Genomic DNA, 12,275 nt, shown 5'->3' with positions numbered 1-12,275 from the left:
CCACGACCGTCGACAACGGGGTCCTACTGTGCTGGTTCCACCACCACAGCATCGATACCTCCGGGTGGGAGATCCGCATGGTGAAGGGCTCACCGCAGGTGCGGGCCCCTGGGTTGATCGATCCGCAACGGCTCTGGCGGCCACCGAACCGGCACCGCGCCCACCAGGTACTCACCGGACCACCCAACCGCGACTGACCGGCCCGACTGACCAGGGCGAACGGGGGCCATGCCGGACGCGGGCCGTCGCTATAGGGTGTCGTTCTCGGAGGCGTTCGGTCATCGTGACCTGACCGCAACATGCGGAACCGGATTTCAGACATCCGTTTCCATATGATTTAGCCGAGGGTGACAAAGGAGGCTCCGTGTCCGCAGACCGACCGGCAATCCGCTTGCGGGGGCTGACCAAGTCCTTCGGCGCGGGAAACGCCGTTGACGGGGTTGATCTCGACGTCGTCGAGGGCGAATTCTTCTCGATGCTCGGCCCTTCCGGCTCCGGAAAGACGACCGTGCTCCGGCTGATCGCGGGCTTCGAACAGCCCACGAGCGGAACGGTGTCGCTCCAGGGAAAAGACGTGACCGACCGCGCCCCCTTCGACCGCGACGTCAACACCGTGTTCCAGGACTATGCGCTCTTCCCGCACATGACCGTGCTCGACAACGTCGCATACGGGCTGCGCGTGCGCGGCGTCGGCAGGCGCGAACGCCACGAGCGGGCCAGGGCGGCCCTCGACACCGTGCGTCTCGGCGGGTTCGGCGACCGGAAGCCCGGACAGCTCTCCGGCGGGCAACGGCAGCGCGTGGCCCTGGCCAGGGCCACGGTCGTCCAGCCCAAGGTGCTGCTTCTGGACGAGCCGCTCGGCGCCCTCGACCTCAAGTTGCGCGAGCAGATGCAGGTCGAACTGAAGGAACTCCAGCGCGAACTCGGCATCACCTTCATTTTCGTCACCCACGACCAGGAGGAGGCGCTCACCCTGAGCGACCGGATCGCCGTCTTCAACGAGGGTCGGATCGAACAGCTCGGAACCCCCGCCGAGATCTACGATCACCCGGTATCGCCCTTCGTAGCCGCATTCGTAGGCACGTCCAACGTGTTCAGCGACGAACTGTCCCTCCGTGTGCTCGGCCGAGGCGGCATCCACTCGGTGCGTCCGGAGAAGATGACGGTCGAGAGGCTGGAGTCCCCGCTCAGCGGCGACCGCTCGGCGACAGGCGTCCTCGCCGAGGTGATCTACCTGGGCAGCAGTACCCGGCTCATCGTCGACCTCGACGCGGGCATGCGCGTCGTCGTGCAGGAGCAGAACGATGCGCGGCGGGTCGGCGACGAAGAACGCGGCGCCCGTGTGCGCGTGGCCTGGTCCGACAGGGACACCGTCGTGGTCGTCGCAGACCGCCGCACCGAATCACTGGACCCGGCACCTTAAACAGCTCACCAAGAATGGAGACCGTAATGAACCGCCACGCGCCCCACCGCAACTCCAGACTGACCGCCCTGACCGGGCTCGCCATCGCCTTGATCGCGCTCCTCACGGCGTGCGGAACCACGACGTCCGGGGCGACCAAGCCCACCGCATCCGCACCGACGGCCCTCGGCGCGAACGAGGGGGCCGTGTCGATCCTCGCGTGGCCCGGCTACGTCGAGGACGGCAGTAACGACCCGACCGTGGACTGGGTCAGCGCCTTCCAGGACGAGACCGGCTGTAAGGTCACGAGCAAGACCTACGGCACCTCCGACGAGGCCTTCAACCTGATGAAGACGGGCGACTACGACGTTGTCGCGGCCTCGGGAGATGCCTCCCTGCGCCTGGTCGCCGCCGGAGACGTCGCCCCGGTGAACACCGACCTGATCCCGAACTACGCCGGAATCTACGACTTCCTCAAGCTGCAGGCCTGGAACAGCGTCGACGGTGTCTCCTATGGCATCCCGCACGGCTACGGCGCCAACCTGTTGATGTACAACAAGGATGTCGTCACGCCGGCCCCGACATCGTGGGACGTCGTGTTCGACAAGTCTTCGGCGTACAAGGGCAAGGTCACGGCATACGACTCCCCGATCTACATCGCGGATGCCGCCATGTACCTGATGAAGCACCAGCCCGATCTCGGGATCAAGAACCCGTACGCCCTCGATGAGAAGCAGCTCGCGGCGGCCGTCGACCTGCTCAAGCAGCAGCGCCCGAATATCGGAGAGTACTGGTCCGACTACCTCAAGTCGGTGCAGTCCTTCGAGACCGGGGACACGGTCGTCGGAACCACCTGGCAGGTGATCCGCAACTCGCTCGCCGCCGGGACCGCCGCCGAGGTCACGGTTCCGTCGGAGGGCGTCACCGGCTGGTCTGACACCTGGATGATCGCCTCGAAAGCGGCGCACCCCAACTGCGCGTACGCCTGGCTCAACTACATCGCGAGCCCGAAGGCGAACGCGCAAGCGACCGAGTACTTCGGAGAGGCCCCGTCCAACCAGAAGGCCTGCGAGTTCATGACGGACCCCAACCAGTGCGCGACCTATCACGCCGGAGACGCCGACTACGCGTCGAAGATCTGGTACTGGACGACGCCGATCGCCAAATGCGTCGACGGCAGGACCGACGTGACCTGCACCGACTACGCGGCCTGGACGACCGCGTGGCAGGAGATCAAGGGCTGATGCTCCAGGCCGATTCCGGCGGGCCCGTACCGGTGCCCCGCGACACCGGGGCCCGCCGGATCTCGGTCTTCCTGAGCCGGCACCCCCGGCTCCGACTCTCCCTGCTGCTCTCGGCTCCGCTGTTCTGGCTCGGGCTGGTGTACATCGTGGCCCTCGCGGCGCTGCTGATCACGGCCCTGTGGACGGTGGACACGTTCACGGGAACCATCACGCAGACCTGGACGCTCGACAACATCGTGACCGTGCTGACCGGCTCGCTGTACCAGACGGTGACCCTGCGCACCCTCGGCATCGCCGTGGTCGTGACCGTCGTCGACATCCTGGTCGCCCTGCCGATCGCGTTCTACATGGCCAAGGTCGCGAGCACCCGGTGGCAGCGGGTGCTCGTGATCGCCGTGCTGATGCCGCTCTGGGCGAGCTACCTGGTCAAGGCCTATGCGTGGCGCTCCGTGCTGTCGAGCGACGGCATCGTCGACTGGCTGGTCGCGCCCTTCGGCGGCCAGACCCCGGGATACGGGCTGCCGGCAACGGTCATCACCCTCGCCTACCTCTGGCTGCCGTACGTGATCCTGCCGATCTACGCCGGACTGGAACGCGTGCCGGACTCCCTGCTCGAGGCCTCAGGCGACCTCGGCGGCCGGACCGGCTCCACCCTTCGGCTCATCGTGCTCCCGATGATCTGGCCGGCGATCATCGCCGGTTCGATCTTCAGCTTCTCGCTCACCCTCGGCGACTACATCACGGTCAACATCGTCGGCGGGGCCAACCAGATGCTCGGGAACCTCGTGTACACGAACGTCGGCGCGGCGAACAACCTGCCCCTCGCGGCGGCGATCGCCCTCATCCCGATCGTGATCATTTTCGGATACCTCGCCGCCGTGCGCCGCACCGGCGCCCTGGACAACCTGTAAGGGGAGAGATGCGCCTCAGCAGACCGGCACGGATCGTCCTCGCCGTCCTCACCGGGATCATTCTCGCGGTGATCTACCTGCCGCTCATCGTCGTGCTGATCAACTCCTTCAGCACGAGCACGAACCTGACCTGGCCACCGCCCGGCCTGACCTTCGAGTGGTGGGTGAAGGCGTTCCACAATGAGGGCGCCCTCAACGCGATCGGGACGAGCGTGCAGATCGCGATCGTGGCGACCCTGGTCTCCCTCGTCCTCGGCACCCTGATCTCGCTCGCCCTGCAGCGGTTCGCGTTCTTCGGCCGCGACGCCGTGAGCCTCCTCGTGATCCTGCCGATCGCGCTCCCCGGGATCATCACGGGCATTGCGCTCAACAATGCGTTCCGCACGATCATGGGCATTCAGCTGTCGATCGCGACCGTGATCATCGCGCACGCGACCTTCTGCATCGTCACGGTGTTCAACAATGTCATCGCGCGTCTCCGCCGCGTCGGCATGAACTTCGAGGAGGCGTCCGCCGATCTCGGAGCGGGGCTGTGGACCACCTTCCGACTCGTGACCTTCCCGCAGCTGCGTTCTGCACTCTTCGCGGGGGGGACTTCTCGCTTTCGCGCTGAGCTTCGACGAGATCATCGTGACGACGTTCACGGCGGGGTCGAGCGTGAAGACCCTGCCGATCTGGATCCTCGACAACCTGTTCCGGCCGAATCAGGCCCCGATCGTCAACGTCATCGCGGTTGTCCTCGTGCTGGTCTCAATCGTGCCGATCTACGTGGCACAGCGCCTCGCGGGGGCCGAGAAAGTCACCCCCTGAGACCCACTCGGTTCAGCGCGCGTCGCGCCCGGTGAGCGCGAGGAGACGGGACTGCAACGGCGCGTCGTCGGGGAGGGGAACCGGGGGAGCGAAGAGGCCGCTTGCTTCGAGGGCGTCCTTCTGGGGCTCGAAGACCGTCCAGACGGCGGCGACGAGCTCGTCGTCGAGGGACTCGTCGGCGGAGACGGCCCTGGCGAGATCCCAGGTGTGGATGGTGACCTCCGCGACCTGTTCGCGCAGGTACTCCGCGGCGGTGACGGTTTCGGACGCCAGCCGGACGGGAGCATCCGCCGGGGCCTCCGACCAGGCGGCGGTCGCGAGGGCGGAGTAGGTGTCCCATTCCGCCTGCAGATCGGAGCCGAGCGGGGCGCGGGTGAGGCGAGCCTCGATGACCGACCGTCCGGCGAGGAGCCGCGGTACACTCTGCTGGCCGCGGACGACGTGGCGCACGAGTTCCCGGACGGTCCAGTCCGAGTCGGGGGTCGGCGCGTCCCAGCTGGTGACGTGCGCGAGCCGGGCGCTGAACTCCTGGTGGGCCTGCTGCTGAAGTGCGATCCAGTTCGATTCCATGAAGGCTCCTTTCGTTGCACGATGCAACCCCTGCGGTCGCCGGTGCATTCCGCCTCGCACGCTACCCGTGGAACGGGTCTGCCCGCACGGTCGGCGGTGTGGGTTAGGGTCTCAGGGTGAGCAGGCAGGACGGAAGCGACCGCACGGTCTCGGCGGCAAGCGTCGACGACTCCTCCGCGACCCTGCTTCACATCGACATGGATGCGTTCTTCGCGTCCGTCGAGCTGCTCGACCACCCGGAACTCGTCGATAAACCCGTCATCGTCGGCCACCGCTCCGGCCGCTCCGTCGTGACCGCCGCCAACTACGTCGCCCGGCGCTACGGCGTGAACTCGGCCATGCCGATGGCGCTCGCCCTGCGGCGCTGCCCGGCGGCGGTCGTCCTCGAACCGCACATGAGCCGGTACCGGGATTTCTCCGAGCAGGTGATGGGCATCTTCACGGACATGACCCCGCTCGTCGAGCCGCTCAGCATCGACGAAGCCTTCCTCGACGTCTCCGGGGCCCGCCGCCTGCATGGCTCGCCTGCCGTGATCGCGGCGCTGATCCGGGAGCGGGTCCAGAACGAGACCGGGCTCACCTGTTCCGTCGGTGCCGCGTCGACGAAGTTCGTCGCCAAGATGGCGTCGAGCAGGGCGAAACCCAACGGCCTGCTCGTGGTACCGGCTGAGGACACCGTCGCGTTCCTGCATCCGTTGCCTGTCGGCTCACTCTGGGGCGTCGGCGCCATGACCGAGAAGTCGCTCCTCGGGCTCGGCCTCCGCACGATCGGCGACCTCGCCGCCACGCCGCTGCCTGTGCTGCAGAAGTCCATCGGCGAGGCCTCCGGCCGCAAGCTGCACGAGCTCGCGTGGGGGAGAGACCCGCGGGGAGTGACCCTCGAACGCGAGGAGAAGAGCGTCGGCCACGAGATCACCTTCGAACACGACGTGACGGATGTCGCCCGGCTGCGCAGCGAGCTCCTCCGCCAGTCCGACGCGGTGGCGGTTTCCCTCCGGCGGGCCGGCCTCGTCGGGCGCTGCGTGGTCCTGAAACTCCGGTACACCGACTTCAGCACCGTGACCCGCTCGCGCACCCTCGCCGAGGCGACGAACGTGGGCCGCCGCATCTACGAGGAAGCCGCGGCGAGCTTCGACGTGCTCGCGGCCCGCGGCATCCGGGTGCGACTGATCGGAGTGCGGGTGGAGCAGCTGGGCGACGGCGATGGGGCGGGCCTCGGCCTCTGGGACCCCGACGACGACTGGCGTGGCGCCGAACTCGCGGTGGACTCCGTCACCGCGCGCTTCGGTCGCGGTTCGGTGCGGCCCGCCTCACTGCTCGGGCCGAGCCAGGCCCGCCCGGTGGGCCTCGACGCCACCAAGCCGAACCCCCGTGCGGGAGAACGCGGCGACGCGAATCCCTGATGCCGGGCGTTGCGGAGCGCGGCGGAGTATCGTGAAGAGATGACTAGCCTCCCCGAAAAGCTCGCAGAAAGCTCCCGCTCCGCCGGCGTGCGGTCGGCATACGGTGACCCCGTCCTCGTCGACGGGATCACGATCGTTCCCGTTGCGCTCGTGTACTACGGTTTCGGCGGCGGCGAAGGTGAATCGACCGAGGGATCCGGTACGGGTGGCTTCGGCAGCCCCGGACACGGCGCCGGCGGCGGCGGTGGCGGAGTCTCCATCCCGGTGGGCGCCTACGTGAAGTCCGAGGGCACCGTTCGCTTCGAGCCCAACGTCATCTCGCTGCTCGCCGTCGGTATCCCCTTCGTCTGGGTCGTCGGCAAGACGCTCAGTCACGTGATCCGGGCACTCAAGAAGTAGCCCCTACTCGAAGGCGTCCGGGACCCCGTCGTTGTCCGTGTCCGCCTTCTCCTTGAGGTCGATCTCCCGGTAGTGCCGGTTGCGGCTGCGCAGCACGACGGCGGCGAGGAGAGCCGCGAGCAGGGACGCCGTGAGGATGGCGACCTTGGCGTGGTCGTCCTCGATCGTGCCGTGCCCGAAGCCGAGCTCGCTGATCAGCAACGACACCGTGAAGCCCACCCCGGCGAGCATCGCGACGCCGATCACGTCGACCCAGGCGAGGTCGGGGTCGAGCGATGCCTTCGTCGTGCGGGTCACGAGCCAGGTGGCGCCGAGGATGCCGACCGGCTTGCCGAGGACGAGCGCGACGATGATCCCGATCGCGACGGGGTCGCTCAGCGCTGCCGCGAGACCGGCGGGCCCGCCGATCGCGACACCCGCGGAGAAGAAGGCGAAAACCGGGACGGCGAATCCCGCCGACAACGGCCGGATCCGGTGCTCGAGGGTCTGGGCGAGCCCCGCTCCCGCGTCTGGTCCGCCACCACGACGACTGCGGAGCACGGGCACCGCGAAACCGAGCAGCACGCCGGCAACGGTGGCGTGGATGCCGGACGCATGAACCAGAACCCACGTCAGCACGCCGAGCGGCACGAGAACGAGCCACGCCAGCCACGGTTGCGTCCCGAAATGGTACGAGTATCGGCGCGCGAGGAATGCGAACACGGCGAGCGGCACCACGGCGGCCGCAAGCAGGAGCGGCTGGAGGTCGCTCGTGTAGAAGAACGCGATGATCGTGATCGCCAGCAGGTCGTCGACGACGGCGAGGGTCAGCAGGAACACCCGGAGGGCGCTCGGCAGGTGTGAGCCGATCACGGCGAGCACGGCGACGGCGAAGGCGATGTCCGTCGCGGTCGGTACGGCCCAGCCGCGCAGCGCCTCCGCGCCACCGCCGAGGTTCACGAGCGTGAAGAAGAGCGCGGGGGTCAGCACGCCACCGACGGCCGCGGCAACGGGAACGACAGCGCGGTCGAGGGTGCGCAGGTCCCCGGCGACGAATTCGCGTTTGAGCTCCAGGCCGGCGAGGAAGAAGAAGATCGCGAGCAGCCCGTCGGCCGCCCAGGCCCCGACGCTGAGCTGGAGGTGCCAGGGCTCGTAACCGAACTGGAAGTCGCGTACGGCGAAGTAGAGGCCGGAGGCCGGCGAGTTCGCGAGGACCAGGGCGATGACGGTCGCTACGAGGAGGAGTGCCCCGCCGACCGTCTCACGACGGAGGATCTGACTGATCCGCACGTATTCCGGATAGCTGCTGCGCCGGAAGACCGCGCCGATTCCCCGAGGATTGCGAGGGGAGGGGGCGCTTCCTGGTGGCGTCATCGGCGGATTCGTGGGTGGGGTCATGGGTGGATCCTCTGGTTTCGGGCTCGATGAGCGGACGCCGACCAGACTTCCCGGCACACCTGCTTTCACTGTACACGGGGCCCTCGCCGCGCCCCTGCCCGCGGCGGGAAGCCGGTGCGGTCTATACTCGGAATCGAACACGGGAGTCCGGTCAACCGGGCTGAGAGGAAGCTTCCTAAGCTTCGACCGTCAAACCTGATCTGGATCATGCCAGCGCAGGGAGGCAGAAACACTCATACCCGTGCCCTCAATTGCCATTGAAAGGGCGCGACATCATGCATTCAACAACCACCACACCCGCAGCCCGGGTTCGCAACTACCGCTGGCGGGTCGTCGACATCGTCGTCGCCAGCGTGATCGGCGTCGCGAGCGGCGTCATCTTCTGGGCGTGGGGCCTGGCCTGGACGCCGCTCAGCACCGTCCTGGCTTTCACGCCCGGCCTCGAGGGCCTCCTCGCCGGCGGCTGGCTCTTCGCAGCTGTGCTCGGCGGACTCGTCGTGCGGAAGCCCGGCGCCGCCGTCTACACCGAGGTCGTCGCAGCCGTCGTCTCGATGCTCATCGGCACCCAGTGGGGTTTCTCGACCCTGATCTGGGGCGTCGTCGAGGGCCTCGGCGCGGAGATCGTCTTCGCCCTGTTCCTCTACTCGAGCTGGAAGCTCGGCACCGCACTCCTCGCCGGCGCCGGCGCCGGCGTTGCGGTCGGAATCCTCGACGTGCTGAACAGCTACGCAGCCGTCGACGACGCGATCAAGGTGACCTACTTCGTCTCTGCCGTGATCTCCGGCGTGCTCCTCGGCGGGCTTGTCTCCTGGCTCGTCCTGCGCGGCCTCGTGCGCTCAGGAGCCCTGAGCCGCTTCGCCGCAGGCCGGGACAGTGCGGGCCGGGCGGCCCAGCGAGCCACCGCGTAGCGGATGCCCCTGGATCCCGATTCCGTACGCCCGGTCGCGGGCGCGCATGTGCGCGCCCGCGGCTGGGGCTGGCGGCACGCCGGACGGGGCGCGCCTGCGGTCTCCGGACTCGACCTCGACATCCGCCCCGGCGAACGGGTGCTCTTGCTCGGCGCGAGCGGCGCGGGCAAGAGCACTCTCGTGCACGCGCTCGCCGGAGTACTCGGATCTGAGGATGAGGGCGATGAGACCGGCGAACTTCTCGTCGACGGGCGGCGTCCTGCGGATGCCCGCGGCCGGGTCGGTCTCGTGCTGCAGGACCCGGATTCCCAGGTCGTGCTCGCGAGGGTCGGCGACGACGTCGCCTTCGGCTGCGAGAATCTCGCCGTGCCGCGCGACGAGATCTGGCGCAGGGTCGGTGCCGCCCTCGACTCGGTCGGCCTGCGGCTCCCGCTCGACCACCCGACCTCCGCGCTCAGCGGCGGCCAGAAACAACGCCTCGCACTGGCGGGCGTCCTCGCGATGCGGCCGGGCCTGCTCCTGCTCGACGAGCCGACTGCGAACCTCGACCCGGAGGGTGTCATCGAGGTGCGCGACGCCGTGCGCCGAACCCTCGACGCCTCCGGGGCGACCCTGATCGTGATCGAACACCGGGTTGCGGTGTGGCAGGACCTCGTCGATCGGGTCATCGTGCTCGATGCCGCCGGTGGAATCCTTGCCGACGGGCCGACCGGCACCGTGCTGCAGTCCGAGGGCGAACGGCTCGCAGCGGCAGGGGTCTGGGTGCCGCACCTCCCGCCGCGGCTTCCCGGCCGGCTGCCGAGCCGGCTACCTGCCGACCTCGGACTCCAGGCCGGGGGAGCCCAGACTCCCGACCTCCTGTTGAGCGCGAGCGGCCTCGCCGTCGGGCGGGTGCCGTTCGCCCGACGCACCGCACGGGTCGTCGCTGGCGGGATCGACCTCACCATCGGGGCGGGAACGGCGACCGCGATCACGGGCCCGAACGGCGCGGGTAAATCGACCCTCGCGCTCACCCTGGCCGGCCTGCTCGCCCCGGCGGGCGGCCGTCTCGCTGCGAGTCCCGGCCTCGCGGGCGGCCTCGGCACCGAACCGGTCCGCTGGCGTTCCCGCGCCCTGCTGACCCGGATCGGTACGGTCTTCCAGGACCCGGAACACCAGTTCCTCTCCGGCTCCGTGCGCGCTGAACTCGCCGTCGGCCCGCATGCCCTCGGCCTCGCCCCCGCGGAACAGGTCCGCCGGGTCGACGAGCTCCTCGAGAGGCTGCGGCTCGACCACCTGGCCGAAGCGAACCCCTTCACTCTTTCCGGCGGGGAGAAACGCCGGCTCTCGGTCGCGACGGTGCTCGCGAGCCGCCCGCGGGTGCTTGTGCTCGACGAGCCCACCTTCGGGCAGGACTCCCGGACCTGGCGGGAGCTCGTCGCCCTCCTCGTCGAGGTGCAGAGCGCGGGCACAGCCCTTGTCTTCGTCACCCACGACGAGCTCCTCGTCGACACGATCGCCGACTCCGAATACCGGCTCGCGGGTGGCAGGGCCGGGTCGGCGGCCGGCTCAGCGGCGGGGGCGCGCCGATGAGCCTCCTCACGCCGAGCATCCGCCCGAGCGCGGTCGCCCGGCTCAACCCCATCTCCAAGCTCGGTGCCGCGATCGTCGTGAGCCTCGCGCTGCTGCTCTCGATCGACTGGGTCTCGGCACTGGTCGCCCTCGCCCTCGAGGGCGTGCTGCTGTACTGGTGCGGGCTGAGCGCGCGGCAATTCTGGCTGCGCACGTCGACGCTGTGGATCGCAGCGCCCTTCGCGGGCCTGACGACGGTGCTGTATGGCCGCGACTCCGGAGCGGTGCTCCTGACAATCGGTTTCGTGACGGTGACGGACGGCTCGGTCCAGCTCGGCCTGGCCATCGCGCTCCGGGTACTCGCGATCGGCCTGCCGGGAATCGTCCTCCTGGCCACGACGGACCCCACCGACCTCGCCGACGGGCTCGCGCAGGTGCTGCGCCTGCCGGCCCGGTTCGTGCTCGGCGGACTCGCCGGCCTGCGTCTCGTCGGCATGTTCATCGAAGACTGGCGCTTCCTCAGCCTCGCCAGGCGCGCACGGGGTGTCGGCGACGGCGGCGGACCGATCGGGGCCCTCCGCCGCTTCTTCGGGCCGGCCTTCGCCCTGCTCGTCATCTCGGTACGCCGCGGGAGCAAGCTCGCAACGGCCATGGAGGCCCGCGGCTTCGGGACGGCGCCGCGCACCTGGGCCCGCGCATCGGCGATCGGGGCAGGGGACGCCGTGATGCTCGGCCTCGGCCTCGGCATCGCCGGCATCGCGATCGCGGTCGCGGTCTGGGCGGGGACGTGGCATTTTGTCCTCTCCTGACCAGGTGCTGCTCGCCCCGGTGCTGGCGGCGATCGCGGCGTTCCAGAGGGCGGATGCCGGGCCCATCGTGATCCTGATCGACGGGCCGAGCGGTGCGGGCAAGAGCACCCTCGCCGACCGCATCCTCGACGCCTGGCCGTCGACCGCCGGGCCGACGAGAGTGCGGCCCGCACTCATCCGTCTCGACGACATCTATCCAGGCTGGAACGGACTGGCCGCCGCGAGCGCACACCTGACCGAACACGTGCTGCGCCCGTTCCGGGCCGGACTGCCCGGCGCCTGGCGCCGCTATGACTGGGGAGCGGACGCGCCTGCGGAATGGCATCCGGTCGACCCGGCCCTTCCGCTCCTCGTCGAGGGCTGCGGCACGCTCTCAGCGGCCAATGCCGGCCTGAGCGACGTACGGATCTGGCTCACTGCCGACGACGAGGAACGCAAGCAGCGGGCCCTCGCGCGGGACGGTGAGGCATTCCGGTCGCACTGGGACCAGTGGCAGGCAGAATGGCAGGGATTCCTCGTGCGGGAGGAACCCGGACGATGGGCGACGATCGAACTCGACGGGACCCCCGGCCTCCGTGGAGATCGGGGAAATCGGGGAGATCGGGGAAATCGGACTAGCGTTAGGTCATGACTAGTCCAGCTCCCGAAGAAGTGTTCTACACCGCCGAATTCATCGATGGCCCCCTCGAGGGACAGGTCGATTCCCGAGTCCTCGTGCGGGGCGCGCATGACAGCCGGATCAGCATGGTCTCGCTCGTCGAGGGCATCGAGACCCTGTTCTGGTACGACGAGGTCGACGAACGCGACGTGCAGGGCCGGATCCATGTGCGCTACCGCTTCGACGCGACGGACAGCGACCCGTACGTGCCGGAAGACCAGCCGGAGTAGCCG

At 69.0% G+C, this 12,275-nt stretch carries 13 protein-coding genes, 1 pseudogene and 1 riboswitch; of the genes and pseudogenes, 12 read left to right on the top strand and 2 right to left on the bottom strand.

The window, feature by feature from the left end; translation table 11 throughout:
- From E3O46_RS18580 to E3O46_RS05125, 5 genes and pseudogenes are all read left to right on the top strand, one after another.
- Positions 1-197: pseudogene (locus E3O46_RS18580) on the top strand (HNH endonuclease signature motif containing protein); the annotation flags it as partial.
- 167 nt (positions 198-364) lie between these two features.
- A complete protein-coding gene (locus tag E3O46_RS05140) occupies positions 365-1,423 on the top strand; it encodes an ABC transporter ATP-binding protein (protein ID WP_134447674.1) in 1,059 nt (352 codons plus the stop codon).
- A gap of 26 nt (positions 1,424-1,449) precedes the next feature.
- On the top strand, positions 1,450-2,646 hold the full coding sequence (locus E3O46_RS05135; protein WP_134561233.1) for an ABC transporter substrate-binding protein: 1,197 nt from the start codon (positions 1,450-1,452) through the stop codon (positions 2,644-2,646).
- A complete protein-coding gene (locus tag E3O46_RS05130; RefSeq protein ID WP_241975442.1) occupies positions 2,625-3,557 on the top strand; it encodes an ABC transporter permease in 933 nt (310 codons plus the stop codon). The genes E3O46_RS05135 and E3O46_RS05130 overlap by 22 nt, the downstream gene beginning before the upstream one ends.
- A gap of 8 nt (positions 3,558-3,565) precedes the next feature.
- Positions 3,566-4,402, top strand: coding sequence for an ABC transporter permease (locus E3O46_RS05125; protein WP_338145017.1), 837 nt, complete (start codon positions 3,566-3,568; stop codon positions 4,400-4,402).
- Here the strand turns inward: E3O46_RS05125 and E3O46_RS05120 are convergent.
- Positions 4,380-4,937, bottom strand: coding sequence for a TIGR03086 family metal-binding protein (locus E3O46_RS05120; RefSeq protein ID WP_134559956.1), 558 nt, complete (start codon positions 4,935-4,937; stop codon positions 4,380-4,382). The genes E3O46_RS05125 and E3O46_RS05120 overlap by 23 nt on opposite strands.
- 116 nt (positions 4,938-5,053) lie before the next feature.
- Between E3O46_RS05120 and E3O46_RS05115 the strand changes: the two genes are divergently transcribed.
- Complete coding sequence (locus E3O46_RS05115; RefSeq protein WP_134559954.1) at positions 5,054-6,340, top strand: DNA polymerase IV; 1,287 nt, start codon at positions 5,054-5,056, stop codon at positions 6,338-6,340.
- 39 nt (positions 6,341-6,379) lie between these two features.
- Entirely contained in the window at positions 6,380-6,739 is a 360-nt protein-coding gene (locus E3O46_RS05110; RefSeq protein ID WP_134561232.1) for a spore germination protein GerW family protein, read from the top strand.
- A gap of 3 nt (positions 6,740-6,742) precedes the next feature.
- Here the strand turns inward: E3O46_RS05110 and nhaA are convergent, their stop codons facing one another.
- Positions 6,743-8,116: a Na+/H+ antiporter NhaA gene (nhaA, locus tag E3O46_RS05105; protein ID WP_420897717.1), complete on the bottom strand. Its 1,374-nt coding sequence runs from the start codon at positions 8,114-8,116 to the stop codon at positions 6,743-6,745.
- A gap of 129 nt (positions 8,117-8,245) precedes the next feature.
- Positions 8,246-8,355: riboswitch (TPP riboswitch) on the top strand.
- 36 nt (positions 8,356-8,391) lie between these two features.
- Between nhaA and E3O46_RS05100 the strand changes: the two genes are divergently transcribed.
- From E3O46_RS05100 to E3O46_RS05080, 5 genes are read left to right on the top strand one after another with little or no spacing between them, the layout of a single operon-like run.
- Positions 8,392-9,024: an ECF transporter S component gene (locus E3O46_RS05100; RefSeq protein WP_134447686.1), complete on the top strand. Its 633-nt coding sequence runs from the start codon at positions 8,392-8,394 to the stop codon at positions 9,022-9,024.
- A gap of 3 nt (positions 9,025-9,027) precedes the next feature.
- On the top strand, positions 9,028-10,596 hold the full coding sequence (locus E3O46_RS05095) for an ABC transporter ATP-binding protein (RefSeq protein WP_134559950.1): 1,569 nt from the start codon (positions 9,028-9,030) through the stop codon (positions 10,594-10,596).
- On the top strand, positions 10,593-11,384 hold the full coding sequence (locus tag E3O46_RS05090) for an energy-coupling factor transporter transmembrane component T family protein (RefSeq protein WP_134561231.1): 792 nt from the start codon (positions 10,593-10,595) through the stop codon (positions 11,382-11,384). Before E3O46_RS05095 ends, E3O46_RS05090 begins: the two co-directional genes overlap by 4 nt.
- Positions 11,371-12,015, top strand: a complete 645-nt coding sequence (locus E3O46_RS05085; protein ID WP_241975441.1) for a nucleoside/nucleotide kinase family protein — start codon at positions 11,371-11,373, stop codon at positions 12,013-12,015. Before E3O46_RS05090 ends, E3O46_RS05085 begins: the two co-directional genes overlap by 14 nt.
- Positions 12,012-12,272, top strand: a complete 261-nt coding sequence (locus tag E3O46_RS05080) for a hypothetical protein (protein ID WP_134447692.1) — start codon at positions 12,012-12,014, stop codon at positions 12,270-12,272. The genes E3O46_RS05085 and E3O46_RS05080 overlap by 4 nt, the downstream gene beginning before the upstream one ends.
- The last annotated feature ends 3 nt before the right edge of the window (positions 12,273-12,275 follow it).

Source organism: Cryobacterium glucosi, from assembly GCF_004402235.1.
In the GTDB taxonomy this organism is placed as follows: Bacteria; Actinomycetota; Actinomycetes; order Actinomycetales; family Microbacteriaceae; genus Cryobacterium; species Cryobacterium glucosi.
Note: the sequence above shows the minus strand (reverse complement) of the source record. Positions and strands in the feature narration are given on the sequence as shown.